Genomic DNA, 22,300 nt, shown 5'->3' on the forward strand with positions numbered 1-22,300 from the left:
CCTGGTGAGGGATTTCATCGGGCTTTTAGCGGCCCGCGCCGGTATTGCAAGCGCCGTGATCGGGAATCCGCCGGCTAATCTGAAGAAAGCTCCGCACCATCGCCAGCCGGCAACAGGAAGCAGCGGACTCCCGCTGCTCCCTCTTCTCGTTTGAGCGTCGGATTTTCCCAAAACCGTTTCCACTTTGGGTCCGATGCCTAGCCTGCCTTGCCGCCCAGCCAGGCCGCGAACTGGTCGATGGTCTGGTCGGCGATCGCCTGCATGGTGGCCGGCGCGACCGCCTTCCAGCTGTCGCCGCCGTTGGCCGAAGGCGCTTTCAGCTGGCCGTTGATGCGGTGCAGGCGGTTGCCGGCCGGGTCGTAGACGTCCCAGACATAGATGACGGTGGTGTCCTTGCCTTCCGAAATCGCCGAGAAATAGCCTTTGAGCACATGGGTCGCGGTCTGGTCGGCGCTGCCGGCGAGCGTGATGCCGCGCTGCCTGGCGCGCGTCTGCAGTTCCGCCGTCAGCGGCGTCGCGGCTTCAACCGAGGCGCCGACGATCGGCGCGATCTGCAGGCGGGTCTTGGAAAGGATGGCGGCGCTCTGGGCAGGCGTGAGTGGTGTGGTGGCGGCTGCAGGAGCGCCCGCCGTGGTGGTGGCTGGTGCTGGAGCCGCGGCCGCGGTGTTGCCTTGCGTGGCGGGCAGCGCCTGCGTCGAGGTCGCCGGCGGGGTGATCGCCGAAGGCTCGAGGACATCCTTGGCGTTGGTGCAGGCGGCCAGCGCGAGCGCCACGAGCAATGACACGGTCGTCACATGCGATCGTCTCATTTGCCTGATAACTCCTTGGCGAAGAACGCCTCCCATTATGGATTCACTGTACGATCAAGTCGAGATCATGGCGGGAAAGCGGCTTCGGCTGGGATTCGGTGGTCAGGTAGGTGCGGCCAAGCGTCATCGCCGTCTCGGTGTCGGAATCCATGATGATCATGTGCGCGAACAGCGTCATGTTCGGCGCGATCGGCTCGGGATTGCCCTGGTAGAACATCGGCATATCCATCCAGGACGGCGTGAAGCGGGCGCCGACCGAGTAGCCGCAGGCGTTCAGCCGGTGCTTGGTCAGGCCGTGCGCTTCCATGGTGCGGGCATGGGCATCGAACACGTCGCCGAAGCTGTTGCCCGGCGTCATCGCCTTCTCGACGGCCAGCAGGGAGGCGCGGGCGGCGTCGAACAGCTCCTGATGGCGCTTCGAGACCTTGCCGGTCAGCACCGTGCGCATCATCGGCGCGTGGTAGTGGTTGAAGACGCCGGCCCATTCGAGCGTCAGCTGGTCGTTCTTGGTGAGCTTGCGGCGGCCGGCCTTGTAGCGGCACAGCAGCGCGTCGACGCCGGAGCCGATGATGAACTCGTTGGCCGGATAGTCGCCGCCGCCGGCAAAGATCGCGCCCTGCATGGCGGCGAGGATCAGGGCTTCGTCGCCGCCCTGCTTGATCAGCGGCAAGGCCGCGTCGAGCGCGTCGTCGGAGAGATTGGCGGCCTTCTCGGCCTTGGCGACCTCGGCCGGGCTCTTGAACAGGCGCAGCCGACCGACAATGCCGGACGCGTCGGCGATCTGGCCAAAAGTCTGCAACTGCTCGTCCAGCCGGCGGCCATTGTAGGCGGTCAACCCATGGGTGTCGTATTCGACGCCGATGCGGGCGCCGAGCAGGTCGAGTTCGTTGAGCAGATTGCGCAGGTCGACCGCCGGATTGGCGCCGTTGCGGTCGGTCCACAGGACGATGTTGTCGATGATCGAGGTGTGGCGCGCCTGGCGCAGGTCGGCCGAACGGGTCAAAAGCACCATCGAACCGTCGGCCTTCACCACCAGGCACTGGAAGAAGCAGAAGCCGAACGTGTCGTAGCCGGTCAGCCAGTACATGCTCTCCTGCGCGAACAGCAGGATGGCGTCGAGCTTCTTTTCGGCCATCTCGATCATCAGCCGGTCGCGCCGCGCGTCGAATTCCGATCGTTCAAAATGCAGCGCCATTATTCCCTCTCCAAAACGATTGCCGAAACCTGCCGGCCGTAATCGGGCTCCCCGCAGTGCGTGGTGCGCCGGTAGGAGTAAAACAGATCCGCCTCGGCATAGGTGCAGCGGCCGAGACCCTCGGCCGTCACCCCGGCCTTCGCAAGCCGGTCGACCGTGTAGCTGACGAGGTCGAACATGGCATGGCCGGGGTTGGCGGAGGGCGCGAAATAGCCGATGTTTTCGGCGTCGGCCTCGACGAAGCGGGCGACGAACTCCGGTCCGACCTCGTAGTTCTCGGGGCCGATCGAGGGGCCGAGCACGGCAACGATGCGTTCGCGCCGGGCGCCGAGGCTTTCCATGGCGAGAACCGTGTTTTCCAGCACGCCGGTGAACGCGCCTTTCCAGCCGGCATGTGCCGCGCCGATGATGCGCGCCTGCGCATCGGCGAACAGCACCGGGCCGCAGTCGGCGGTAGAGGCGCCAATGGCGATGCCCGGCTGGTCGGTGACGATGGCGTCGGCCTTGGGCCGTTCGCCGGCAAACGGCTCCCTGGCGATGACGACATCGGGCGAGTGGATCTGGTGGGCGGTCAACAGATGGCTCGCCGGCACGCCCATCCAGGCGGCGACGCGGCCGCGGTTCTCCGCGACAAGCGCCTGGTCGTCATTCGATCCGGTGCCGATGTTGAGGCCCCGGTAGATGCCGCTGGAGACGCCGCCCGTGCGGGTGAAATAGCCGTGGCGGATGCCTTGCGCCTGCGCCTTGTCCAGCAGGGGCGACCGAACGGGATCCGGTTTGGTCTGATTCAGCATGCGGGCGTTGTTGTCCGTGTGGGCGGTTTCGTCAAGAAAAAGTCGGGACAAAGCGCGGCCGGGGGTTCGACCACTCTTTTACCGGACGGGAGATTGGGAGGGGCGGCGACGAAAAGTCAATCCGCCGCGGCAAAGGGGCGGACGGCCACGCCACGCGGCAGCACGGCAAGCACCTTGAACAGCTCGCCCATGGCTTGCGGGCCGGCGAGGCGTTCGACGTCGTCGGCGATCTTTTGGCGGGCTTCCTGGGAGGCATCGGCGCCGAGCCGGCCGGCGCGCTCGAGAATGCCCATGCCGAGCAGGAAGTGGCCCTGCGTCGACAGATGGGCGTCGAGGCCGTGCACGCGCACGATCGCGGCGAGTGCGGCGAAATCGACATGGGTCGTCAGGTCGGCTTCGCCCGGATTGGCCAGCACATCTTCGTGATCGTGGCCGCGCAAGGCCTGCAGCGTGTCGCCGACACCCGGCTGGAGGTGACCATAGTCGAGGAACAGGCCGGCGCCGCCATGCCCCGCTATGCGCTCGGCGATGGCCGCCATCAATGCGGCGCGGGCAGGCGCCACTTCGACGACGGCGCCTTGCGGCGCGCTGACGGCATCCTTAGGCAGCAGCGTCGGGTCGACCGAGCCGGCGCCAGCAAAGAAGCCGAGGTTGTCCTCTTCGTCCAGGCCGACCATGCGCTCGCGCCAGCCGGCGCCGGCGCGGACGAACTGGCGAATGGGCACGGCGTCGAACAATTCATTGCCGACGATGAGAAGCGGCTGTTGCGGCAGCGTGTCGATGATTTCGTGCCAGCGAACCGCGAAGGGCGTCGCGGCAAGCGTCTGTTTCTGGACCTCGGCCAGGCGCGGGCTGGTCTCGATCATGGCGAAGGCGGCGCCGTTGGCCAGATCAGGATCAAGCCGCGACAGGGTGCGCAGCATGTCCTTCATCAGCGTGCCGCGGCCGGGGCCGATCTCGGCGATGGTCACCGGCAGCGGCCGGCCGCCGGCCAGCCAGGCCTGGTAGAGCCAGACGGCGACGAGCTCGCCGAACATCTGGCTGATCTCCGGCGCGGTGATGAAGTCGCCGGCGGCACCGAAGGGCTCGCGTGTCGTGTAGTAGCCGTCCGCGGGGTCGAACAGGCACAGCGCCATGTATTCGTTGACCGGGATCGGCCCCAGCGCCTCGATCAGGTCGACGATGCGGGCCTTCAGCCGTGTCATGCCGGCTGTGACTGTGGCACCGGCTTGGCGGTCGCCATCGCCCAGATGCCGGCCAGCACCATCGGCGACGACAGGATCATGCCCATGGTCAGCCAGTTGGTGCCAAGGAGATAGCCGAGCTGCTGGTCGGGCTCGCGGAAGAACTCGACGAAGATGCGTGACAGGCCATAGCCGCAGATGAAGGCGCCGCCGACGAAGCGCGGCGTCTTCAGCTTGAGGCGCGAATGGGTGAGGATGCGCAGCACGAGGAACAGCACCACGCCCTCGAGCAGGGCCTCGTAGAGCTGGCTCGGATGGCGGGCGAACGGCCCGCCATTGGGGAACTCGATCGCCCACGGCACATCGGTCGGCCGGCCCCAGAGTTCGGAATTGATGAAGTTGGCGACGCGCACCAGGCCGAGGCCGACCGGCACGCCGGCGGCCACGACATCGAACAGCGACCAGGTGCGGATGCCGCGCTTGATGGAAAACAGCGTCATGGCGAGGGTGACGCCGAGCAGGCCGCCATGGAACGACATGCCGCCTTGCCAGACGGCGAAGATGTCGAGCGGGTGGGCAATGTAGCGCGGCAGGTCGTAGAACAGCACGTAGCCGGTGCGGCCGCCCAGCACGACGCCGATGGCCGCCCAGACGATGAAATCGTCGAGGTCTTCGGGCTTCATCGGCGGGGTGCCGTTCGGCCACAGCCTGGCATTGGCGGCGAGCCGCTTGGCATACCACCAGGCGAACAGGATGCCGACGATGTAGCCGACGCCGTACCAGTGCACCGCCAGCGGACCGATCTGGATCAGGATCGGGTTGATGTTGGGAAAGGGCAGCGAGGCCAGCGGCAGCAGGAAATAGTCGTTCAACGGGGAGCTCTCGGTTGCGGTCGCATTGGGCGCGGACCATGCGGCAGGGTTTTGGCGGGGTCAAGGCAAGGTGGTTCCCGTCAAGGCTCGGGGAACGGGATCGCCACAAGGGTCATCGCGCCGTGCAGGGACATGCCGCAAATCTGCCGTGGCAGCGGCCGGATGGCTGGGTTCAATCCTCGGGCTTGACGGCAACCATCCGCCGCAACGCGTCGTTGATCCTGTCCTGCCAGCCGGGACCGTCTTCCTGGAAATGGTCCAGCACGGCGCGATCGATCCGGATCGAAACAAGCTCCCTGACATTTGGTGCGGCCGAGGGTTCGCGAATTGGTGCCGCCGGCTTCTTGATCGGCTTGAAGGCAGCCTCGGCGGCTGCCATCGGATTTGTCGGTCGGCGCGGAGGCGTTGCCATTGATTGACCCCTGACTGGAGCGTGCTTGACGCAAGACGAGATGAAAGCACCACAATAGGCAACTTGGCGCCATCCCGTATAGTCTGGAAGGAGCCGCTCGAAAGCTCCCTGCACGCGCGACAATCAGTCTGCGGACATGCGTTATAGCAGCGCAGACAGGCCACGGGATCGACTGGCGATGCGCCAGAGGCGTGCAACGTTCTTGCATTCGACGCGCGGCATCATTACGTCATTTCGAGCAAGCGAGGATTTGCCATGTCGACCGGACCGAACCGCATTCTCGATGAATTCGCCAAGCTGATGACCGACGCCGCGGGCGCGGCGCAAGGCGTGCGCCGTGAGGTGGAGACCGCCTTCAAGGGGCAGGCCGAGCGCATCCTCAACTCGATGGATGTGGTGCAGCGCGAGGAGTTCGAGGCTGCGCGCGAGATGGCCGCCAAGGCGAGGGACGAGAATACCCGTCTTGCCGCCCGCATCGAGGCGCTCGAGGGGAAGCTTGCCGAATTGACCGGACAGGCCGCACCAGCGGCGGCGGCAAAGCCCCGCGCAAAAAAATAATCGTTAAACTTTTCCACAAAGCACAATCCTGAAAAGCGCTTTGCCGTGAATCGCTTAACGGCATTGCATGAATCTTTGTGACAGCGGCTTTCCACATGCGAATGACGCAGTGCGAAAAATTGGGCTGTTCACGCGACTCCCGATCAATAGACTGAATTTGTTGCATGATTCGGAGCAGGGTCATGTGGCCGGGCGGTGGGGTCCGGTCTGGGGTCTTTGTGTCGAGAAGTCCTGGCCGTCCGAGTTCTAGACAAGATTGTTCGTTGTGTGTGCCCTCCCGCGGAGCGTGTGGCGGCGCTCCTCAGAACGACAGGAAGCATTCCATGGAACTTCTCGAACTCGAATTCTCCCGCGAAATCCATCCGGTGGATGTTATCGAGCAGGTGGCCCACAACAACGACTGGTCCTTCGAACGGGCTGGCGACGACGAGATTTCGATCTCGGTTGCCGGCAGCTGGACCGACTATCACGTCTCCTTCTCCTGGATGGAGGATTTCGAGGCGCTGCATCTGGCCTGTGCCTTCGACATCAAGGTCCCGGAGGCCCGTGCGCTGGAGGTGATGCGGCTCTTGTCGCTGATCAACGAACAGATGCTGTTCGGCCATTTCGACCTCTGGGAGCAGGAGGGCGCGATCATGTTCCGCCAGTCGCTGCTGCTGGCGGGCGGGGTCGAGCCGTCGAGCCAGCAGGTCGAGGTGCTGCTGTCGTCGGCTTTGGAAGCTTGCGAATGCTATTTCCAGGCGTTCCAGTTCGTCGTCTGGTCGGGAACCTCGGCCAAGGACGCGCTGGCCGGCGTGCTGTTCGAGACCTACGGCAACGCCTGAACCAAGCAAGGCAGAGATGAGTTCGAGCAGCGAGCGCAAGCCCGAGATCAGTTTCGCCGATTTCGATCGTGTCGACATTCGCGCCGGCACGATCGTTGAGGCTGAGCCGTTTCCGCAGGCGCGCAAGCCGGCATTCAAGCTGAAGATCGATTTTGGCGCCGACATCGGCATCAAGAAATCGTCGGCGCAGATCACCAAATACTATGTGCCCGAAACGCTGGTCGGCCGGCAGGTGTTCGCGGTGGTCAATTTCCCGCCGCGCCAGATTGGGCCGTTCATGTCGGAAGTACTGACGCTCGGTTTCCCCGACGAGGAGGGCGCCGTCGTCCTCGGCGCGATCGAGCGCAAGGTGCCGGATGGCGGGCGATTGTTTTAGGATGCGTTGATATTCAGGTGAGGCCGGCTTGCGAAGGGCGGTCTCCTGCGCTTCCGGTGCTCACGTACCCAAACGTACGCTCCGCTCGTCGCAACGGCGACCCCGGAGCCCGCCATTCTCAGCTCGGCCTGACCTGAATCTCAATGCACCCTGCGCGCTTGGCCCGTCAGGCCGCCAGCTTCCGCGTCGTGCCGAGCGCTTCCTCGACCGTGCCGAGAAACATTTCCGCGCAGGCTTTCCAGCTGTAGCGCATGGCGCGTTCGCGCGCATCGGCGCGGTCGACGTTGAGGGCGGCGAGTGACGCCTCGCGCAGGTCGTTCGAGACCGCGCCGCCAAAACCATCGCCGACAATGTCGATCGGCCCTGTCACCGGATAGGCGGCTACCGGCGTGCCGCTGGCCAGCGCCTCGATGATGACGTTGCCGAAGGTATCGGTGCGGCTGGGGAAAACGAAGACATCGGCCGAGGCATAGATCTCGGCCAGTTCGTCATTCGGCCGATGGCCGAGGAAATGGGCCTGCGGGTACTTCGCCCTGAGCCTGGCAAGTTGGGGACCCTCGCCGACGATCACCTTGCTGCCGGGCAGGTCGAGATCGAGGAAGGCCGGGAGGTTCTTTTCGATGGCGACGCGGCCGACGCAGAGGAAGATCGGGCCGGGGAAGCCGAGGTCCTTCTTCTTGTCCGGCCGGAAATGCTCGGTGTCGACGCCGCGCGTCCATGGCCTCAGCTTGGTGAAGCCGCGCGCCGACAGATCGTCGGCGAGCGATTGGGTGGCGACCAGCGTGCCCTGGCCCGAATTGTGGAAATCGCGCAGCCAGCGATAGGCCCAGCTTTCCGGCACCGGCAGGCGGGCGCTGAGATATTCGGGAAAGCGCGTGTGATAGCTGGTGGTGAATGGACGCCCGGCATTGCGGCAATAGCGCCGCGCCATGATGCCGAGCGGACCTTCGGTGACGATGTGGATGTGGTCGGCCTTGCCGGCTTCGATCAATCGCGCGACGTGGCCGGGCGTGGTCAGCGCCAGCCTTATGTCGGGATAGGTAGGCAAGGGCAGGGTGCGAAAGATGTTGGGTGTCAGGAAATCCACCGCGACGTCGAAGGATTTCAGCGTTTCGGCAAGCCGTTCCAGCGTGTGGACGACGCCATTGACCTGTGGGCGCCAGGCGTCGGTGACCATCAATATGCGCATGGCGGCCCTTTGCTCGAAAGGTCGACGTTTGCCTTGAGGCGATGCCGGAACGGCGACCAGCTTGCCGCGCTCGCTTCGCTCCGGCGCACCCGGGCGGGTACGGGGTCGAAGTGAGGCCGCAGGGCCGAATCAAGAGTGGTCGCGCGCTTCATGCGCGCTCTTCACCATGGTTTCATGACGGGCGGATGAAGCCTGGCGCCTGGCCTGCCTAGGCGGGTACCTTGATCACGGCGCGCAGTCCGCCGAGCGGGCTGTCGTCGAGCGTGATGTCGCCGCCATGGCTGCGGGCGATGTCGCGGGCGATCGACAGGCCGAGCCCGGTGCCGCTGGCATCGAGGTTGCGGGCCTCGTCGAGCCGCAGGAAGGGTTTGAACACATCCTCGCGCCGGTCGGCGGGAATGCCCGGACCGTCGTCGTCGATGGTGACCAGCAGCGAGCCGCGTCCATGCGTGGCGTTGACCTCCACCGTCCTGGCATAGCGGAAGGCGTTGCCGATGACGTTGGACAGCAGCCGGGCGAAGGCACTCGGCCGCACATGCACGGTCGGATCGCCGACAAGCGTCGTCGACAGTTTGCATTTGCGCAGGTTTGCTTCCTCGCCGAGCTTCTGGAAATAGACTTCCAGATCGAAACGTCCGGGGTCCTCCGAGGCCTCGCCGCGAGCGAAGGAGAGATAGCCTTCGAGCATCGACTGCATGTCGTCGATGTCCTGATTGAGGGCTGCCTTGGTCTCTGCCTTGCCGCCGGCCAGGGCCAACTGCAGCTTGAAGCGGGTGAGGATGGTCCTGAGATCATGGCTGACGCCGGTCAGCATCGCGGTGCGCTGTTCGATCTGGCGTTCGATGCGCTCGCGCATCTGGATAAAGGCGAAGCCGGCGCGGCGAACCTCCTCGGCGCCGCGTGGCCGGAAGTCGCGCGGCATCGGCCGGCCCTTGCCGAAGCTTTCGGCGGCCTCGGCAAGCGTCAGGATCGGCCGGATCTGGTTGCGCAGGAAGGGGATGGCGATCATCAAAAGCACCAGCGAGGTGCCGACCATCCAGATCAGGAAGATGTGAGTGTTCGAGGCATAGGCCTGGCTGCGGCGCACGAAGACGCGCAGCACCTTGCCCTCGAGCTGGACGCGCACCTCGACGATGTTGGAATTGCCGACCGTGTCGATCCAGAACGGCCGGTTGATCTGGCGGGTGATCTCGGCCGAGAGAACGTCGTCGAGGATCGAGAAGAATGGTTTGGGTCCGGGAGGCGGCAACGGATCGGGCGGCAACAGGTCGACCTTCAGCTGCATGCGGTCCTGGGAGATGCGGATGATGTTGGCGTAGTCGGCGTCGTGCGGATAGGTCTCGATCATGTCGATGATGGCGGCGATGTCACGCACGGTGGCCTGCGACAGGCGCTGCGTCACGGTTGCCCAGTGGCGCTCCATGAAGACGAAGGCGACGACCGATTGCAGCAGGATCATCGGCGCGATGACGATGATCAGCGAGCGGGCATAGAGCCGCTTGGGCATGTAAAGCGAAACGAGGCGCCAGAACCGGTTCCAGATGCGCGGCACCGTCTTCAGCGTCCGCGTGGTGCGTGCGCTCAAGCCGCCGTTCCCCGGCTGTTCCAGTTCCGTGGTTGCCATTCGATCTTTTCGCTCAACCGCGACCGCTCAGCAGGCCGCGGCCGGCATTCTATTCCACGCTGAGCCGATACCCAATACCGCGCACGGTCTGCAGCCAGACCGGGTTGGACGGATCGCGCTCGATCTTGCGGCGCAGCCGGTTGATCTGGACGTCTATGGTGCGCTCGCCGACTTCCGAATCGTCGCCGACAAGCTCGTGACGCGGAATGGTTTCGCCGGCCCGTGCCGCGAAGATCGCCAGGATCTCCTGCTCGCGGTCGGTCAGCTTCAGGGCTTCGCCGCCACGCTTCAACTCGCGCCTGGCGATCTGGAAGGTGTAGGGACCGAAGACCAGCTGTTCGACCTTCGGCGTGGTCGTCGGGCCGCCGCGGCGCAGGATGTTGTTGATGCGCAGGATCAGCTCGCGCGGATCGAAAGGCTTCGGCAGGTAATCATCGGCGCCAGCCTCGAGGCCGGAGATGCGGCTGTCGGTCTCCGATAGCGCCGTCAGCATCAGGATCGGCACGTTCTTTTCGGCCCGCAACGACTTTGTCAGGTCGACGCCGCTTTCCCCTGGCATCATGACGTCGAGCACCAGAAGGTCGAAGTCGAGGCCGGCAAGTTTGCGCCTGGCTTCGCCGGCATTGCCGGCGACGGTCACGCGAAAGCCGTTTTCGGTCAGATACTGTTTGAGAAGATTGCGGATGCGGGTGTCGTCGTCGACCACAAGCAGATGTGGCGCGTCGTCGTCGGGCGCGGCCGCCTGATCGACCCTCTCAGTGCTCTCCATGGCTTTTCCCTGACATTCTTGCGGACCCAACGTCGATCTGTGCTCTTAGTTCCGGGTTGACCATCGCTTCGAGGAACCGTTCCACCAAGGTCCGTTCGGTGATTCCGGAATCTCCCAATGCAGCATGGATGCGGCGTGACTGTGGCCGCGCCAGCGCCAGCGCCAGCGCGCGGCCCTTGGCTGTCGGATAGAGCTCGCGCTGGCGGCGGTCGCGCGGACCTTGCAACTGCACGACATGGTCGGTGTCGATCAATTGCTTGAGCACCCGCGCCAGGCTCTGCTTGGTGATCTTCAGCACGTCGAGCAGTTCGGCGACCGTCAGGCCGGGCCTGCGGTTGACGAAATGCAGCACCCGGTGATGTGCGCGGCCGAAACCGTAGTCGGCCAGGATCTGATCCGGATCGGAGGTGAAGTCGCGGTAGGCGAAGAAGAACAGTTCGATGATGGCGAAGTCGATGCCGTCCTCGTCGGTGATCGCGGTCCTGATCGGTTTCCCGGCTGTGTGGCTTCGATCCGTCATCATTTCTCCGCTGAAAAGAGAGATTATGTCAGTACTATTGACGTAATTTCCCTGCAATGGTAATTTTTGACAAGCTTTTGGGCGGAATGCGAACAAAAAGGCAAGGGAAGCCGGTTTTTCCGGAACTTCCTGAGTTTGCCAGAGCTCACTTATCCGCTTACGCTTCGAGCCAGCAGCCGACGTTCCCAATCCGTGGCGCGGCTGACGAGAAACACGCAACGCTACAACGATGTGCGGGTCGCGGCCCGCGGGAGGTTACCATGGCATCCGTTCCCTTCGATCAACTGGACGGCTTTATCTGGATGAATGGTGCGTTCGTCCAATGGGGGGACGCCAAGATCCACGTGCTGACCCATGGCCTGCATTACGCCAGCGCGGTCTTCGAGGGCGAGCGCGCCTATGGTGGCGAGATCTTCAAGCTGAACGAGCACACAGAGCGCCTGCATGAATCGGCGCGCCTGCTCGGCTTCAAGATTCCCTATTCGGTGGCCGAGCTCAACGATGCTTCCGCGACGCTTTTGAAGAAGCAGGGTTTCCAGGACGCCTATGTCCGGCCGATCGCCTGGCGCGGCAGTGAGCAGATGGGCGTTTCGGCGCAGAACAACCGCATCAACTGCGCCATCGCCATCTGGCAATGGCCGAGCTATTTCGACCCGGCGCAGAAACTGAAAGGCATCCGCCTGGACGTGGCGGAATGGCGCCGGCCCGACCCGCGCACCGCGCCCTCCAAATCGAAGGCCGCCGGCCTCTACATGATCTGCACCATGTCCAAGCATGCGGCGGAAGCCAAGGGCTACGCCGACGCCATGATGCTCGACTGGCGTGGCCAGGTCGCGGAAGCGACCGGCGCCAACATCTTCTTCGTCAAGGACGGCAAGATCCACACGCCAAAGCCCGACTGCTTCCTCGACGGCATCACCCGCCGCACGGTCATTGGCCTGGCCAAGGACCGCGGCCTGGAGGTGATCGAACGCGCCATCATGCCGGAAGAACTCGAAGGCTTCGAGCAATGTTTCCTGACCGGAACAGCAGCCGAAGTGACTCCGGTTTCGGAGATCGGGCCTTACCGATTCGAGGTCGGTGAAATCGCCAAGAACCTTATGAACGACTATTCTGCCGCGGTTCAGCCCAAGCACGCGATTGCAGCAGAATAACGAAAGTCACAGCTTTTCAAGCAAGCAGGGGCGGTTTTCGGGCCGCCCCTTTTATTTCAGCGTTTCTGCATTTGACTTTCATCCAATTCGGCGTCTCATGATGCTGTCGGCCCGGGAGGCTGGCAGCTATGGAGGGACTAATCATATGGACATGAACACGCTTCTTCCGATCATTGTACAGGTGATTGCAGGCGTCATCGGCGGCCAGGCGATCGGTGTTGCGCTCAAGAATGCGGCTATGGGACAGCTGCCCAAAATCCTGGGTGGTGCCATCGGTGGTGTCGGCGGTGCGGCGATCCTCGGCAGCCTGCTTGGCGGTGGCACGATCGACCCGGCGGCGGCCGCGGCGGCTACGAGCGGTCTCGGCAGCGCGCTCAACCTCAACAACATCGTCGGCGGCGCTGGCGGCGGCGCGATCCTGACCGGCATTATCGGCGCGGTCATGGGCGCCATGAAGAAGTAAGCTGCCGGTCTCAGGTTTGTTCAATGGGCGGCTTCGGCCGCCCATTTCTTTTTCGGAACGACCGACTGTTCGTCTTTCGTATGGTGGCCGCCCTTCGCCCGCGCCTCCAGAGCGGTGCATCGTTTCATCGAAACGCCGAACCGCTCTGTCCCTTGGTCCGACGCAATTCACAAGGGAAAGCGCTGTGCGCTTTTCCCGGGAAAACCGTTTCACACTTTTCCTGGAATTGCTCTACATCACGGCTGAGACAGCGAAAGGACGATCATGGGTCAGCTCAATGCCGGCATCGTGCCGGTGACACCGTTCCAGCAAAACTGCACCATCCTGTTCGACATGGATGACAAACACGGTGTTGTCGTCGATCCGGGCGGCGACATCGACAAGGTGCTGGCGGTGCTGAAGGACAATGCAATTACCGCCGAAGCGATCTGGATAACGCACGGCCATATCGACCATGCCGGCGGTGCCATGGAGCTGAAGGAGGCGCTCGGCGTGGAGATCATCGGCCCGCATGAGGCCGACAAGCTGTTGCTCGACAATCTGGAGAACCAGGGCAGGCGCTACGGCATCGCTGGCGCACGCGACTGCGTGCCCGACCGCTTTCTCAGCGAAGGCGATACCGTGTCGTTCGGCTCGCATGTGTTCGAGGTGTTGCATTGCCCCGGCCATGCGCCCGGTCATGTAGTCTACTACAACCGCGCGGCGAAATTCGCCCATGTCGGCGATGTGCTGTTTCGCGGCTCGGTCGGTCGCACCGATCTGCCGGGCGGCGACCATGCGGCGCTGATCGCCTCGATCAAGGACAAGCTCCTGCCGCTCGGCGACGACATCGGCTTCATCTGCGGCCACGGCCCAGGCGGCCGCTTTGGCGAGGAGCGACGGACAAACCCGTTCCTGACTTGAATTCCTGGTTTGGAACATCCGAGGCGGTCAAGCCGAACAACAAAAAAGCGCTGGCCTTGCGGTCAGCGCTTTTTGATTTGGGCAGGGAAGCCCTGAAGCGCTTCGCGCTTCAAGGTTCTGTCCTTGTGCATGTGGTTATCCCAAAACCGTTGCGCACTTTTGGGCGACACGCACTCAGTTGGCCGTGCAGAAATGCTGTTCGCCGTCATTGCCGGTGAACGTGCCGGTGCGGGAGTTGAACGTCCGGTAACGGTCCGAACAGTATTCGTACCAGTCACGTGTCCACGGCTCGGCATAGCTATCATTGTAGACGACCCTCGGCTCCGCATAGTAGCGGCGAACCGGGGCAGGGCGCGGCCGTACATCACGATAGTAGTAACCGTCGCCGTAATCGTCGGGCGGCGGCTGGTCATTGGCCAACGCACCAACGATCAGGGCGCCGGCGGCGAGGCCGAGGACGCCGGCGGCGACGGCATCGCCATTGCCGTGGTGACGGTGATGACGCCATTCATCGGCGCTGGCCGCCGGCAAGGTCGCGAGCGTCGTGGCAACCACGGCGGCGGACAGGACGGCGATCTTGAAAATTCGGTTCATGTCGGTCTCCTTCGTGCCGGCCCGTGTAGTTTTCAGGGGGATGCGGTCCGGCTTTACCCAAGACTAATATGAGACCGTGGCTGAACGGGGGCTGAACGGATTAAAGCGGCCGATCCGCTGCGAACGTCAGACATCGCACGCTCCAGGCAGCGGATCTGCCCTGCCGGCTGCGGCGTCGATCCGAAGCCGGCTCAGCCGACCGACAGGTTGACGGCCTTGGGCCCCTTGCCGCGCTTGTCCGGCTCGGTATCGAATGTCACCTTCTGCCCGTCCTCCAGACCGGGAAGACCCGACGCCTGCACGGCCGAAATATGGACGAAGACATCCTTCGCGCCATCATCCGGCGTGATGAAGCCGAAGCCCTTGGCATGGTTGAAGAATTTGACGGTGCCGGTCTGCGGCATGGGAAGCTCCTTTGATCCCATAAAGTCCAGTCTCGGGCCGGCAAATGCCCGAGCCGAAATTTGTCCTTTATTTTAGCGTCATCGGCAAGAGAAAGTTTTGCGGGCACCTGAAGGCGCGTCGCGCTTGAGCGGATTCAGGCGACGCGCTTCAGGTCTTTGTTTTATGCATGTCGTTGTTCCAAAGCCGGGCCACTCTTGGGCGACATGCATGGGTCCGAGCCGGCGGCATGAAAAAGGCGCGGCAAAAAACGCCGCGCCTTTCAAAATTCAAATCCCTCTCCAAGCCGGCTCAAGGCATTGGAGCTTCCTTCGCGCACCCGCTAGCGCGCGCGGCGCGCCGATGGCTCAGGCAGCGCGGAGATTGACCGCCTTGGGGCCCTTGCCCATGCGGTCCGGCTCGACGTCGAAGGTGACCTTCTGGCCGTCGACGAGCGTGCGCAGGCCCGAAGCCTCGATCGCGGAAATATGGACGAACACGTCCTTGGCGCCGCCATCGGGCGTGATGAAACCGAAGCCTTTGGTCGCGTTGAAGAATTTAACGGTGCCGGTCTGGGCCATTGGGGAAACTCCTTCACCCGTTCAGTCTTTGATGGTCCTGCCCGCCACCTGTCGTCGAGGGCAAGTCCCGGTGGTTGCTTCGGCAGTCATGCATTGGCGCATGGTCAAACCCCCCGCCGAAAAACGGGGCCGTCAGAGATTCACAGTATCGGGGAAAGGTCGTCCAAAACGTTCCGCTCTCCGGGTCGCAAATGCCCGAACACGGAATTTATCGCACGGAAACGTGATGGTTGCAAGATAGCGCCACGGGCCGCCTCGATGGGCGCGTCCCGACGCATAAATCGACCGATCCGAGCGTCGACGGGCCCCGAGATAGGCCTGGTTGCCGGCCAGGTCATCGGACCAGGGCGGGGCTACGGCTGGGCCAGAGATGCCACCGCCGCGAGCTGAAGATTGCCATGGCTCCAGCCGCCCTTTCCGGTGCGGACGGCTGCAAACGGGGTTGCATTTGGGAAGGGAATGGCGAGGATCGTGATGGGGACGGGACCGTAGGAGAGAGCAACATGAAATTTCTGGCGGCAATCTTGTCGCGGCAAGGCTTTGCCATCCTGTTCCTGTCGGCAATTCTCGCCGCCTGCACCGTCGTCGTCGATGAAGGACCGGGGCCGCGTCCGCCACGGCCCGAGCCGCAATTCTGCAGCAGGCAGTACGAACCGGTCTGCGCCAGGCGGGGCGGCGACCGCCAGACCTTCGCCAATGCCTGCCTTGCCGACCGTGCCGGCTACCGCATCGTGCGCGATGGCCCCTGCCGCGACGGCGGCGGTGGCGGAGAGCAGACGTTCTGCACCCGCGAATATGCTCCCGTGTGCGCCCGCCGGCATGGCGAGATGCGCACCTTCCCCAACGCCTGCGAAGCCCGCGCCGCGGACTACCGCGTCGTTGATGATGGGCCGTGCTGAGAGGTTACTTACCGCGCCTCTCCGCTATGGGATGTCGGCAGGACATGAGCGGATCGGGGCGGAGCGTGTGGATTGAAGCGCGCGCTGCTCGTCACGGTGCCGGATAGGCGCCGTCGGCGGGGCCGGCATAAAGCTCGCTGCCATCCTCGTCGGAAATGCGCAGGCGATCGGGGATTTGCGGCATGGTGAGCGTGTGGAACAGCGCGGTGGCCCCCTGCAGGGCGGCGCGCAGGTTCGGCGCTTCCAGCGACACCTTGGCGAGCGTGGCTTCGTCGGCATCGCGTGACCGGTAAAACTCGATGACGAAGTTCAAGGACGCCTCCGTGGCGCGGGCGGGCGTTGCGCTGTCCCGCAAGGGAGAATCTTCGGCGCCGACAGGCGCCGAAGAGGCGTGCCGGATGTCAGCCCTTCGATTTCGGCTTCAGGCTGCTCTCCGCCTGCTTGACCGACGAGCCGAACGGCGAGGCGGGCTTGGCCACCACCTTGTCCTTCTTCGGTTTGCGCGCTTCGCGGTTGCTTCGCTGTTGTCCCTTGGACATGTTCTGCTCCTGGTGCTTGTTGGCTTGGCTTGCGGCGCGGTCTCAGACACTGTCTGGAAATTCTACTCTGTCGGCCTTCTGATGGCGTTTTCCGCGCTTCCGTTGCTTACGGATCAATCGTCCGCTGCGCTACGGTTCTGGAAACCGCCACCATGGGATTGGCCAGAGCGAATTTCGAAACAGTCTTTCAGATCGCGGGCATGTCGGCCGGTTCGAGATTGTCTTCCGTGGTGACCCGCTCATGGGTCTCCTGCTCGCTGCGGATGCGGTATTGCGGCGAGCCGTCCTTGACCGGCAGCATGCTCTTGATCTGGAACAGTTCCGCGGTCTTCTGGACGAGGCCGGTGCGGCTCTTCATGCGCACGGTCTGGCCGATGGCGAAGAGGTGCGCGGGCGTGTCGGTGCGCGGGCGCGCATTCTGCTGGAAACGGATCATGCTGCGTTCTCCCGGTCGCGCTTCAGCGCTGTTTCGAGTTCAAGGTAGTCGATGGCGACAAGTTGGCTGGTGGGCGGGTTCTTCACCGCCCTTGCCGGCAGATGGATGAAGGTGGCGACGCGGCGCCAGGCAAGACGCGACATGCCTTCGATCACCTCTTCGTCGTGATCGATGTCGTAGTCGCCGGCCGGCAGCAATCCTTCCAATCCGCCGAGCGCGAAAGGTGCCGCGAAATGCGCGATGGAGCGGGTGGTGCGGTCCGACATTGTCTTAACCTTGATACCTTCCGGGCCCTGAAGTTTTCCGGCATCGACAGGGAAGCGTCCTGCGCCTCGCAGCGCCATGCAGGCAGCGGTCCTGACAGCAAAAAAGCGGGGACGAGCCCCGCTTTCCTATCTCCGGCTATCGCCGGAAATAAGCCGATTTCGAGAGCTGCCAGTACATCCGTGGTCAGCGTTCATCGAATTCGGCCGGATCAGATCAGTTGCAGATTGGCGGCCGACTCGCGGCCCTTGGTGTCGCGCTCCAACTCGAATTGCAGCTTCTGGCCTTCGGCGAGGCCAGGAAAGCCGGCGCGCTCCAGTGCGCTGAAATGGACGAAAACGTCCTTGCCGCCATCGGTCGGCTGAATGAAGCCAAAGCCCTTCTGGCCGTTGTAGAACTTCACGGTTCCGGTGTTCATGTGGGTGTCTTTCGAAGAATGAGAAATGGTCGCGGAGCGAATGTGCCGCGCGCCCGGTATCGATGATTTGGAATGAGATTGGCGGGTCGGGAACCTCTGACGCCGCGAGATGCCAATTCTGGCCCCAAACGATCTTGCTTATATAGCCCAGCGGGGCCGATTGTTCAAGAAGATTTACGAAAATCCGTCGCGTTGGCAAAAAAATAGAACGCTGTAATTATTTGGAAAATTCTGATAGAGCTCGGAAGCTTTCTAAAAAAATCTTGAAATCATGCTGGGGCGATTGTCCCGGCACTTGTATTTTATTTATTTCCGAAAGGACAAAAGCCATGGTTTCCGTCAGAACCCCGAGAGGCACGACCCTCGCGATCAACCCGATCATCAAGCCAGCCGCCATACATGCCATTGCCGTTGGCCCAACCGGCAAACCGATGATCGTCAAGTCCGCACGGCTCACCGTCAGAAGCGACGAGGCGGCAAGGCGCACGGTCGCCGACACCGATGGAACCGTGAGGCGGGCCAGACAGGTTGCCGAGAGCAATCGCCTGATCTGAGAAAGGCGGCGGCTCGAATCCGCTGCCTGAGTTGGACAGCCCTGGTTGCATCCGAGCCGGCCGCATCTCGATTTTTTAACGCAGCGTCGAGGAGATGCAAATGCCCGATAGCGAAACCTACGCCTTCCCCAGCCTGAAGGGCGAACTCCTTGGTGCGATGAGCCATGATTATGGGCGGCGTGTCGAGGTGAACAGGTCGTGGACCATCTATCACGTGTTCACTGGCAGGCCGGCCGAGATCGGCACGCGGCCAATGGTCGGCCTCAGCGAGTTCGACGCCACTTCGGTGATGTTGTTCCTGAACTCTCACAACGCCGAAAGACGCAAGGCCTCGTTCTCGCGGCATCCGAGCGCCGGCGGCTCCTGCCAGCACTGATCCGCCATCGCTCGTATCGAGGTGGCTTTGCTAAGGCAGCCTCGTTGGACCCGATCCACTCTTGAATCTCCGTCTCCCATGCCTTAGGTCCGGCAAGCGGACAAACACGGCAGGTTTCCCATCAACAGAGATCAAAGAAGAGCGGCGGGCGCGGGAACCAGATCAGGCGCTGGAGGACAGCCGCCGCTGGGCCTCGACCAGTATGTGCAGCAGGCGCTGCAGTTGCATCAGGCCGGGCGCCGGCAAGAGGCCGAGGCGATCTACCGGCAGGTGCTGGCACGCCAGCCCAAGCACGCGGCCGCGGCGCATTTCCTGGGACTGCTGCTGCACCAGACCAGGCGCAGCGCCGAGGGGCTCGATCTCATCGAACAGTCGGTGAGCCTGCAGCCGACAAATCCCGACTTCCTCAACAATTTCGGCACGGTGATGCGCGATCTCGGCCGTGTCGCCGCGGCCGTCGATTTCTTCCGCGGCGCGGTGGATATCCGGCCGGACCAGCTCGCGGCGCGCGACAATCTCGGCTCGTCGCTGAAGCAGCTCGGCCAGTTCGAGGAGGCCGAGGAGATTTATCGCGGCACAGTCGCGCGCAATCCCTTCCATGTCCGTGCGCGCATCGGGCTTGCCGAAACGCTGCAGGAGGCCGGGCGGCTGGATGAGGCGCTTGGCGTCTTCCGCGAGGCGCTGGCCATCCGGCCGAAGGATGCCGAGCTGTTGCATGGGCTCGGCGTCGGGTTGATGGAAAAAGGCAAGCTCGATGAAGCGGCCGATCTGTTCCGGCAGGCGCTGGCGGTCGACCCCGGCATGGCGCGTGCCTGGCTGATGCTGACGCAGGTCAAGCGCCAGAAGGAGCGCGATGCCGAACTGACCAGCATGGAGGCGCAACATGCCAAGGCGCCGCAGGACAGCCTGGCGCGCATGCAGCTTTCCTTCGGGCTCGGCAAGGCCAATGACGATCTCAGGGATTATCCGCGAGCCTTCGATTATTTCGCCGAAGGCAATGCCATCCGCCGCAAGGGTATCGACTACGACAAGGCCAAGACGCGCGCCGAATTTGAGGCGATGAAGGCCACCTTCGATGCCGGCTTCTTCGAAAAGCACAGGCCGAGCCCAATTGCCGACGACACGCCGATCTTCGTTGTCGGCATGCCGCGCTCCGGCACCACGCTGGTCGAGCAGATCATCGCCAGCCATCCCCAGGTCTATGGCGCCGGCGAGCTCAGCATTCTGAAGACGGCGGTCGGCAAGCAGTTTCCCTTGACCATGCCAGGTGGCTTTCCCTGGGGAATATCGGACGTCGCCGACGCGGATTTTGCCGAGGCCGGGCAGGCTTATCTCGACATGCTGCACGCCCGCTATCCGCATGTCCGACATGTCACCGACAAAATGCCAGGCAACTTCCTGCTTATCGGCTTCATCCACATGATGCTGCCGAAGGCCAGGATTATCCACTGCGCCCGCGATGCGGCGGCGACGTGTCTGTCGATCTACAAGGTGCATTTCCGTGGCGACAGCCACCGCTATGGCTATGACCTTGGCGAACTCGCCGACTTCCACAATCTCTACACCGACATCATGGCGCATTGGCATACTGTGCTGCCGGGGGCGGTGCATGATGTGCGCTACGAGGATTTCGTCGCCGACCAGGAAGGGCAGACGCGGGCGCTTATCGCCCATCTCGGCCTGCCGTGGGACGACGCGGTGCTGTCGTTCCACGAGACCGACCGGCCGGTGCGCACGGCGTCGGCGGCGCAGGTGCGCCAGCCGATGTATCAAGGCTCGGTCGACTTGTGGAAGCGCTATGGCGACAGGTTGAAGCCGCTGCTCGATCGCCTCGATTAGGCGGAGACGTCAGGCGCCGCGCCTACAGCTCCATGAAGGGCTGGAAGCCGCCGAAGATCATGCGCTTGCCGTCGAACGGCATTGTCGACCAATCGGGCGTCAGGCGGGGGTCGGCCATCACCTTGGCCATGACCGCATCGCGGCTCTGCCGCGATTCATAGACGATCCAGGAAAAGACGACGATCTCGTCCTCCTTGGCCTGCACGGCACGCGGGAACGAGGTGACCTCTCCGTAGGGCACGTCATCGCCGACGCATTCGACATAGGCGAGCGCGCCGTGTTCCTTCCAGACGTCGCCGGCGGTGTTGGCCAGCTTCTTGTAGTCGTCGAGTTTTGCCTTGGGCACGGCAAGCACGAAACCATCGACATAGGACATGGTGGGTTCCTTTGCTGAAATTGAGCGCCGGGTCGGCAGGGATGCAACCCGGCGCGGAGCACGTCATTCCCTTCACCAGAGGCAAGGGTGTCGCTGCTCGCTGGATTACTTCACCGGCGCGTTCATTGCCCAGGTGACGCCGAAGGGGTCGCGCATCTGGCCCCAGCGATCGCCCCAGAACATCACCTGAAGCGGCACCCCTTCCTCGCATCCGGCATCGATCGCGCGCTTCCACCAGGCGTCGATCTCATCGCTGCCGAGATGAAGCTGCAGCGTGTAGCCCTGCGGATTCTGATGCGGGTGGCCGTGTTCTGGATAGGCATCGCCCAGCATCAGCGTCGAACCGTTGATGTGGAGATGGATATGCATGGTGCGGCCTTTGTCGTCCGCAGGATAGGCAAAGACCTGCTCGGCGCCGAAGGCCATGCGGTAGAATTCGGCTGCCTTGAAGGCGCCATCCACCTGCAGATAAGGGGTCAATCCGCCGAGCACTTCTGCCCTGGGCTGAACGGGGGTCTGGTCAGTCATGTCTTGCTCCTCTTTGCGTTTGGCTTGGCCTTGCGAACCATAGGACGCATGAGGTGACGGCGATCCTACATGGTCGCGAATTTTTCTACGAAGGCCGGGCCTGGACAGCCTGTCGGATTGAGCGGCGGCTGCACGGGCCGGCTGGTCGCGGTCATATGACCTTGGCGGAAAAGGTGGCCGCGCGACGGCTGTTCCGCGCATCGAAGATTTCTGGAAAGCCGATGTCCTTGCGCAATTCGGCTGGCAGCGAAAGCAGGATACGTTCGCTGCGGTGGCGGGCACGCGCTGCCGCATATTGGGTTGCGATGCGACTGATGGATGACAGGACCGACATGACAAATTCTCCCTGGTTGGTGCCGGCATCATCGTGTCGGCATCCCAAGGACGAGGCAGGTTCAGGCGATCCGACAGCTCGCCCGATTTATTTCAGATGACCGACGCGGCAAGCGCGGTGTCGTAATATTCCACCATCCCGATGATCTGGCCGTCGCGGATCGTCCAGAAATCAGCGCTACGCATGACAAGCTCCTCGCCGGTGGTCTTGCGCGTCAAATGGATCTCGACCTGCGCCGCGATCTTGTCGCCGCCGTCGATGATGTCGACCGGGACGAAGCTCCGGAATTCGAAATCATTGTCCAGCGACATGAGTCGGGCAAGGAACTCCTGCTTGCCGTTGCCTGACCTGATGAAAGGTGCCTGCGGTTCGGCGACCCAGGAGAAGACGACATTGTCAGAGCAGTGGGCCAGCGCGCCCACGATGTCGCGTTTTGCATAGGCATCATAGAGGTTCTTGACGAGGTCCACCCCGCGCATGACCGGTTTCCTCCCTCGGTTTGCGAACCCTCAGGATGCGCCTTTTTCGGACGGTG

The 22,300-nt window shown here is 63.2% G+C and carries 32 protein-coding genes; 10 read left to right on the forward strand and 22 right to left on the reverse strand.

What is annotated here, in order from left to right:
- Positions 1 to 197 precede the first annotated feature (197 nt).
- From AC56QP_RS26305 to AC56QP_RS26330, 6 genes are all read right to left on the reverse strand, one after another.
- The gene (locus AC56QP_RS26305; protein ID WP_489862817.1) at positions 198 to 809 is read right to left on the reverse strand and encodes a hypothetical protein; all 612 of its coding nucleotides are present in this window, start codon (positions 807 to 809) and stop codon (positions 198 to 200) included.
- Between the two features lie 43 nt (positions 810 to 852).
- Positions 853 to 2,004 (reverse strand): M24 family metallopeptidase, encoded by a 1,152-nt coding sequence (locus AC56QP_RS26310; RefSeq protein WP_489862816.1) that lies wholly within the window; start codon positions 2,002 to 2,004, stop codon positions 853 to 855.
- Positions 2,004 to 2,798, reverse strand: a complete 795-nt coding sequence (gene pgeF, locus AC56QP_RS26315) for a peptidoglycan editing factor PgeF (protein ID WP_489862815.1) — start codon at positions 2,796 to 2,798, stop codon at positions 2,004 to 2,006. The genes AC56QP_RS26310 and pgeF overlap by 1 nt, the downstream gene beginning before the upstream one ends.
- Before the next feature lie 116 nt (positions 2,799 to 2,914).
- On the reverse strand, positions 2,915 to 4,003 hold the full coding sequence (locus tag AC56QP_RS26320; protein WP_489862814.1) for a class I SAM-dependent methyltransferase: 1,089 nt from the start codon (positions 4,001 to 4,003) through the stop codon (positions 2,915 to 2,917).
- Positions 4,000 to 4,854, reverse strand: coding sequence for a prolipoprotein diacylglyceryl transferase (gene lgt, locus AC56QP_RS26325; protein ID WP_489862813.1), 855 nt, complete (start codon positions 4,852 to 4,854; stop codon positions 4,000 to 4,002). The genes AC56QP_RS26320 and lgt overlap by 4 nt, the downstream gene beginning before the upstream one ends.
- A gap of 172 nt (positions 4,855 to 5,026) precedes the next feature.
- Positions 5,027 to 5,266, reverse strand: coding sequence for a BrnA antitoxin family protein (locus tag AC56QP_RS26330; RefSeq protein ID WP_489862812.1), 240 nt, complete (start codon positions 5,264 to 5,266; stop codon positions 5,027 to 5,029).
- Between the two features lie 255 nt (positions 5,267 to 5,521).
- Between AC56QP_RS26330 and AC56QP_RS26335 the strand changes: the two genes are divergently transcribed.
- The 3 genes from AC56QP_RS26335 to AC56QP_RS26345 all read left to right on the forward strand — a co-directional run bounded on the left by AC56QP_RS26335 (position 5,522) and on the right by AC56QP_RS26345 (position 7,024).
- A complete protein-coding gene (locus AC56QP_RS26335) occupies positions 5,522 to 5,824 on the forward strand; it encodes an accessory factor UbiK family protein (RefSeq protein WP_489862811.1) in 303 nt (100 codons plus the stop codon).
- A gap of 323 nt (positions 5,825 to 6,147) precedes the next feature.
- On the forward strand, positions 6,148 to 6,648 hold the full coding sequence (locus AC56QP_RS26340) for a type III secretion system chaperone family protein (RefSeq protein WP_006202532.1): 501 nt from the start codon (positions 6,148 to 6,150) through the stop codon (positions 6,646 to 6,648).
- A 16-nt stretch (positions 6,649 to 6,664) separates the two neighbouring features.
- Entirely contained in the window at positions 6,665 to 7,024 is a 360-nt protein-coding gene (locus AC56QP_RS26345; protein WP_489862810.1) for a tRNA-binding protein, read from the forward strand.
- A gap of 166 nt (positions 7,025 to 7,190) precedes the next feature.
- On the opposite strand, the gene AC56QP_RS26350 is transcribed toward AC56QP_RS26345, so the two are convergent.
- The 4 genes from AC56QP_RS26350 to AC56QP_RS26365 all read right to left on the reverse strand — a co-directional run bounded on the left by AC56QP_RS26350 (position 7,191) and on the right by AC56QP_RS26365 (position 11,126).
- Positions 7,191 to 8,213: a glycosyltransferase family 4 protein gene (locus tag AC56QP_RS26350; RefSeq protein WP_489862809.1), complete on the reverse strand. Its 1,023-nt coding sequence runs from the start codon at positions 8,211 to 8,213 to the stop codon at positions 7,191 to 7,193.
- A gap of 208 nt (positions 8,214 to 8,421) precedes the next feature.
- On the reverse strand, positions 8,422 to 9,837 hold the full coding sequence (locus AC56QP_RS26355) for an ATP-binding protein (RefSeq protein WP_489862808.1): 1,416 nt from the start codon (positions 9,835 to 9,837) through the stop codon (positions 8,422 to 8,424).
- Positions 9,838 to 9,886: 49 nt separating this feature from the next.
- Positions 9,887 to 10,606, reverse strand: coding sequence for a response regulator (locus tag AC56QP_RS26360; protein WP_256754311.1), 720 nt, complete (start codon positions 10,604 to 10,606; stop codon positions 9,887 to 9,889).
- Positions 10,593 to 11,126 (reverse strand): MarR family winged helix-turn-helix transcriptional regulator, encoded by a 534-nt coding sequence (locus AC56QP_RS26365; RefSeq protein WP_167365108.1) that lies wholly within the window; start codon positions 11,124 to 11,126, stop codon positions 10,593 to 10,595. Before AC56QP_RS26365 ends, AC56QP_RS26360 begins: the two co-directional genes overlap by 14 nt.
- A gap of 260 nt (positions 11,127 to 11,386) precedes the next feature.
- On the opposite strand from AC56QP_RS26365, the gene AC56QP_RS26370 reads away from it, so the two are divergent.
- From AC56QP_RS26370 to AC56QP_RS26380, 3 genes are all read left to right on the forward strand, one after another.
- Complete coding sequence (locus AC56QP_RS26370) at positions 11,387 to 12,280, forward strand: branched-chain amino acid aminotransferase (protein WP_256754313.1); 894 nt, start codon at positions 11,387 to 11,389, stop codon at positions 12,278 to 12,280.
- A 145-nt stretch (positions 12,281 to 12,425) separates the two neighbouring features.
- The gene (locus AC56QP_RS26375) at positions 12,426 to 12,743 is read left to right on the forward strand and encodes a hypothetical protein (protein WP_091579147.1); all 318 of its coding nucleotides are present in this window, start codon (positions 12,426 to 12,428) and stop codon (positions 12,741 to 12,743) included.
- A gap of 264 nt (positions 12,744 to 13,007) precedes the next feature.
- Positions 13,008 to 13,646 (forward strand): MBL fold metallo-hydrolase, encoded by a 639-nt coding sequence (locus AC56QP_RS26380; protein ID WP_489862807.1) that lies wholly within the window; start codon positions 13,008 to 13,010, stop codon positions 13,644 to 13,646.
- Positions 13,647 to 13,820: 174 nt separating this feature from the next.
- Here the strand turns inward: AC56QP_RS26380 and AC56QP_RS26385 are convergent, their stop codons facing one another.
- The 3 genes from AC56QP_RS26385 to AC56QP_RS26395 form a co-directional block, all read right to left on the reverse strand.
- Positions 13,821 to 14,240 (reverse strand): BA14K family protein, encoded by a 420-nt coding sequence (locus tag AC56QP_RS26385; RefSeq protein WP_489862806.1) that lies wholly within the window; start codon positions 14,238 to 14,240, stop codon positions 13,821 to 13,823.
- A 191-nt stretch (positions 14,241 to 14,431) separates the two neighbouring features.
- Positions 14,432 to 14,644, reverse strand: a complete 213-nt coding sequence (locus AC56QP_RS26390; RefSeq protein WP_008877668.1) for a cold-shock protein — start codon at positions 14,642 to 14,644, stop codon at positions 14,432 to 14,434.
- 345 nt (positions 14,645 to 14,989) lie between these two features.
- Entirely contained in the window at positions 14,990 to 15,202 is a 213-nt protein-coding gene (locus tag AC56QP_RS26395) for a cold-shock protein (protein ID WP_006202520.1), read from the reverse strand.
- 503 nt (positions 15,203 to 15,705) lie between these two features.
- On the opposite strand from AC56QP_RS26395, the gene AC56QP_RS26400 reads away from it, so the two are divergent.
- Positions 15,706 to 16,101, forward strand: a complete 396-nt coding sequence (locus AC56QP_RS26400; protein WP_489862805.1) for a Kazal-type serine protease inhibitor family protein — start codon at positions 15,706 to 15,708, stop codon at positions 16,099 to 16,101.
- 91 nt (positions 16,102 to 16,192) lie between these two features.
- Here AC56QP_RS26400 and AC56QP_RS26405 read toward each other — a convergent pair whose 3' ends face one another.
- The 5 genes from AC56QP_RS26405 to AC56QP_RS26425 form a co-directional block, all read right to left on the reverse strand.
- Complete coding sequence (locus AC56QP_RS26405) at positions 16,193 to 16,414, reverse strand: hypothetical protein (protein WP_489862804.1); 222 nt, start codon at positions 16,412 to 16,414, stop codon at positions 16,193 to 16,195.
- Positions 16,415 to 16,502: 88 nt separating this feature from the next.
- Complete coding sequence (locus AC56QP_RS26410) at positions 16,503 to 16,640, reverse strand: hypothetical protein (protein WP_167365109.1); 138 nt, start codon at positions 16,638 to 16,640, stop codon at positions 16,503 to 16,505.
- A 187-nt stretch (positions 16,641 to 16,827) separates the two neighbouring features.
- Positions 16,828 to 17,076, reverse strand: a complete 249-nt coding sequence (locus tag AC56QP_RS26415) for a hypothetical protein (protein WP_091579156.1) — start codon at positions 17,074 to 17,076, stop codon at positions 16,828 to 16,830.
- A complete protein-coding gene (locus AC56QP_RS26420) occupies positions 17,073 to 17,342 on the reverse strand; it encodes a hypothetical protein (RefSeq protein ID WP_269905215.1) in 270 nt (89 codons plus the stop codon). The genes AC56QP_RS26415 and AC56QP_RS26420 overlap by 4 nt, the downstream gene beginning before the upstream one ends.
- A 209-nt stretch (positions 17,343 to 17,551) precedes the next feature.
- Positions 17,552 to 17,758, reverse strand: a complete 207-nt coding sequence (locus AC56QP_RS26425; RefSeq protein WP_489862803.1) for a cold-shock protein — start codon at positions 17,756 to 17,758, stop codon at positions 17,552 to 17,554.
- A gap of 329 nt (positions 17,759 to 18,087) precedes the next feature.
- Between AC56QP_RS26425 and AC56QP_RS26430 the strand changes: the two genes are divergently transcribed.
- The 3 genes from AC56QP_RS26430 (at position 18,088) to AC56QP_RS26440 (ending at position 20,527) form a co-directional block, all read left to right on the forward strand.
- Positions 18,088 to 18,312 (forward strand): hypothetical protein, encoded by a 225-nt coding sequence (locus AC56QP_RS26430; RefSeq protein WP_489862802.1) that lies wholly within the window; start codon positions 18,088 to 18,090, stop codon positions 18,310 to 18,312.
- Positions 18,313 to 18,412: 100 nt separating this feature from the next.
- A complete protein-coding gene (locus AC56QP_RS26435) occupies positions 18,413 to 18,688 on the forward strand; it encodes a hypothetical protein (protein ID WP_489862801.1) in 276 nt (91 codons plus the stop codon).
- A gap of 204 nt (positions 18,689 to 18,892) precedes the next feature.
- On the forward strand, positions 18,893 to 20,527 hold the full coding sequence (locus AC56QP_RS26440) for a tetratricopeptide repeat-containing sulfotransferase family protein (protein WP_489862800.1): 1,635 nt from the start codon (positions 18,893 to 18,895) through the stop codon (positions 20,525 to 20,527).
- A gap of 22 nt (positions 20,528 to 20,549) precedes the next feature.
- Here AC56QP_RS26440 and AC56QP_RS26445 read toward each other — a convergent pair whose 3' ends face one another.
- From AC56QP_RS26445 to AC56QP_RS26460, 4 genes are all read right to left on the reverse strand, one after another.
- Entirely contained in the window at positions 20,550 to 20,903 is a 354-nt protein-coding gene (locus AC56QP_RS26445; protein ID WP_489862799.1) for a DUF1428 domain-containing protein, read from the reverse strand.
- A gap of 105 nt (positions 20,904 to 21,008) precedes the next feature.
- Complete coding sequence (locus tag AC56QP_RS26450) at positions 21,009 to 21,431, reverse strand: VOC family protein (protein ID WP_489862798.1); 423 nt, start codon at positions 21,429 to 21,431, stop codon at positions 21,009 to 21,011.
- Positions 21,432 to 21,582: 151 nt separating this feature from the next.
- Positions 21,583 to 21,765 (reverse strand): hypothetical protein, encoded by a 183-nt coding sequence (locus tag AC56QP_RS26455; RefSeq protein ID WP_489862797.1) that lies wholly within the window; start codon positions 21,763 to 21,765, stop codon positions 21,583 to 21,585.
- A 92-nt stretch (positions 21,766 to 21,857) separates the two neighbouring features.
- Positions 21,858 to 22,244, reverse strand: a complete 387-nt coding sequence (locus tag AC56QP_RS26460) for a nuclear transport factor 2 family protein (RefSeq protein ID WP_489862796.1) — start codon at positions 22,242 to 22,244, stop codon at positions 21,858 to 21,860.
- Positions 22,245 to 22,300: the final 56 nt, after the last annotated feature.

Source organism: Mesorhizobium sp. RCAM 05104, assembly GCF_059683645.1.

Excerpts from the sequence above, each read along its gene's own strand:
- AC56QP_RS26370 (WP_256754313.1), top strand. The coding sequence starts at position 11,387 with ATGGCATCCGTTCCCTTCGATCAACTGGACGGCTTTATCTGGATGAAT.
- AC56QP_RS26410 (WP_167365109.1), bottom strand. The coding sequence starts at position 16,640 with ATGTCCAAGGGACAACAGCGAAGCAACCGCGAAGCGCGCAAACCGAAG.
- AC56QP_RS26455 (WP_489862797.1), bottom strand. The coding sequence starts at position 21,765 with ATGTCGGTCCTGTCATCCATCAGTCGCATCGCAACCCAATATGCGGCA.
- AC56QP_RS26310 (WP_489862816.1), bottom strand. The coding sequence starts at position 2,004 with ATGGCGCTGCATTTTGAACGATCGGAATTCGACGCGCGGCGCGACCGG.
- AC56QP_RS26415 (WP_091579156.1), bottom strand. The coding sequence starts at position 17,076 with ATGATCCGTTTCCAGCAGAATGCGCGCCCGCGCACCGACACGCCCGCG.
- AC56QP_RS26450 (WP_489862798.1), bottom strand. The coding sequence starts at position 21,431 with ATGACTGACCAGACCCCCGTTCAGCCCAGGGCAGAAGTGCTCGGCGGA.
- AC56QP_RS26340 (WP_006202532.1), top strand. The coding sequence starts at position 6,148 with ATGGAACTTCTCGAACTCGAATTCTCCCGCGAAATCCATCCGGTGGAT.
- AC56QP_RS26460 (WP_489862796.1), bottom strand. The coding sequence starts at position 22,244 with ATGCGCGGGGTGGACCTCGTCAAGAACCTCTATGATGCCTATGCAAAA.
- AC56QP_RS26330 (WP_489862812.1), bottom strand. The coding sequence starts at position 5,266 with ATGGCAACGCCTCCGCGCCGACCGACAAATCCGATGGCAGCCGCCGAG.
- AC56QP_RS26375 (WP_091579147.1), top strand. The coding sequence starts at position 12,426 with ATGGACATGAACACGCTTCTTCCGATCATTGTACAGGTGATTGCAGGC.
- AC56QP_RS26385 (WP_489862806.1), bottom strand. The coding sequence starts at position 14,240 with ATGAACCGAATTTTCAAGATCGCCGTCCTGTCCGCCGCCGTGGTTGCC.
- AC56QP_RS26350 (WP_489862809.1), bottom strand. The coding sequence starts at position 8,213 with ATGCGCATATTGATGGTCACCGACGCCTGGCGCCCACAGGTCAATGGC.
- AC56QP_RS26345 (WP_489862810.1), top strand. The coding sequence starts at position 6,665 with ATGAGTTCGAGCAGCGAGCGCAAGCCCGAGATCAGTTTCGCCGATTTC.
- AC56QP_RS26430 (WP_489862802.1), top strand. The coding sequence starts at position 18,088 with ATGGTTTCCGTCAGAACCCCGAGAGGCACGACCCTCGCGATCAACCCG.
- AC56QP_RS26365 (WP_167365108.1), bottom strand. The coding sequence starts at position 11,126 with ATGACGGATCGAAGCCACACAGCCGGGAAACCGATCAGGACCGCGATC.
- AC56QP_RS26380 (WP_489862807.1), top strand. The coding sequence starts at position 13,008 with ATGGGTCAGCTCAATGCCGGCATCGTGCCGGTGACACCGTTCCAGCAA.
- AC56QP_RS26360 (WP_256754311.1), bottom strand. The coding sequence starts at position 10,606 with ATGGAGAGCACTGAGAGGGTCGATCAGGCGGCCGCGCCCGACGACGAC.
- AC56QP_RS26320 (WP_489862814.1), bottom strand. The coding sequence starts at position 4,003 with ATGACACGGCTGAAGGCCCGCATCGTCGACCTGATCGAGGCGCTGGGG.
- AC56QP_RS26425 (WP_489862803.1), bottom strand. The coding sequence starts at position 17,758 with ATGAACACCGGAACCGTGAAGTTCTACAACGGCCAGAAGGGCTTTGGC.
- AC56QP_RS26335 (WP_489862811.1), top strand. The coding sequence starts at position 5,522 with ATGTCGACCGGACCGAACCGCATTCTCGATGAATTCGCCAAGCTGATG.
- pgeF (WP_489862815.1), bottom strand. The coding sequence starts at position 2,798 with ATGCTGAATCAGACCAAACCGGATCCCGTTCGGTCGCCCCTGCTGGAC.
- AC56QP_RS26390 (WP_008877668.1), bottom strand. The coding sequence starts at position 14,644 with ATGCCGCAGACCGGCACCGTCAAATTCTTCAACCATGCCAAGGGCTTC.
- AC56QP_RS26420 (WP_269905215.1), bottom strand. The coding sequence starts at position 17,342 with ATGTCGGACCGCACCACCCGCTCCATCGCGCATTTCGCGGCACCTTTC.
- AC56QP_RS26395 (WP_006202520.1), bottom strand. The coding sequence starts at position 15,202 with ATGGCCCAGACCGGCACCGTTAAATTCTTCAACGCGACCAAAGGCTTC.
- AC56QP_RS26305 (WP_489862817.1), bottom strand. The coding sequence starts at position 809 with ATGAGACGATCGCATGTGACGACCGTGTCATTGCTCGTGGCGCTCGCG.
- AC56QP_RS26435 (WP_489862801.1), top strand. The coding sequence starts at position 18,413 with ATGCCCGATAGCGAAACCTACGCCTTCCCCAGCCTGAAGGGCGAACTC.
- AC56QP_RS26400 (WP_489862805.1), top strand. The coding sequence starts at position 15,706 with ATGAAATTTCTGGCGGCAATCTTGTCGCGGCAAGGCTTTGCCATCCTG.
- AC56QP_RS26445 (WP_489862799.1), bottom strand. The coding sequence starts at position 20,903 with ATGTCCTATGTCGATGGTTTCGTGCTTGCCGTGCCCAAGGCAAAACTC.
- AC56QP_RS26355 (WP_489862808.1), bottom strand. The coding sequence starts at position 9,837 with ATGGCAACCACGGAACTGGAACAGCCGGGGAACGGCGGCTTGAGCGCA.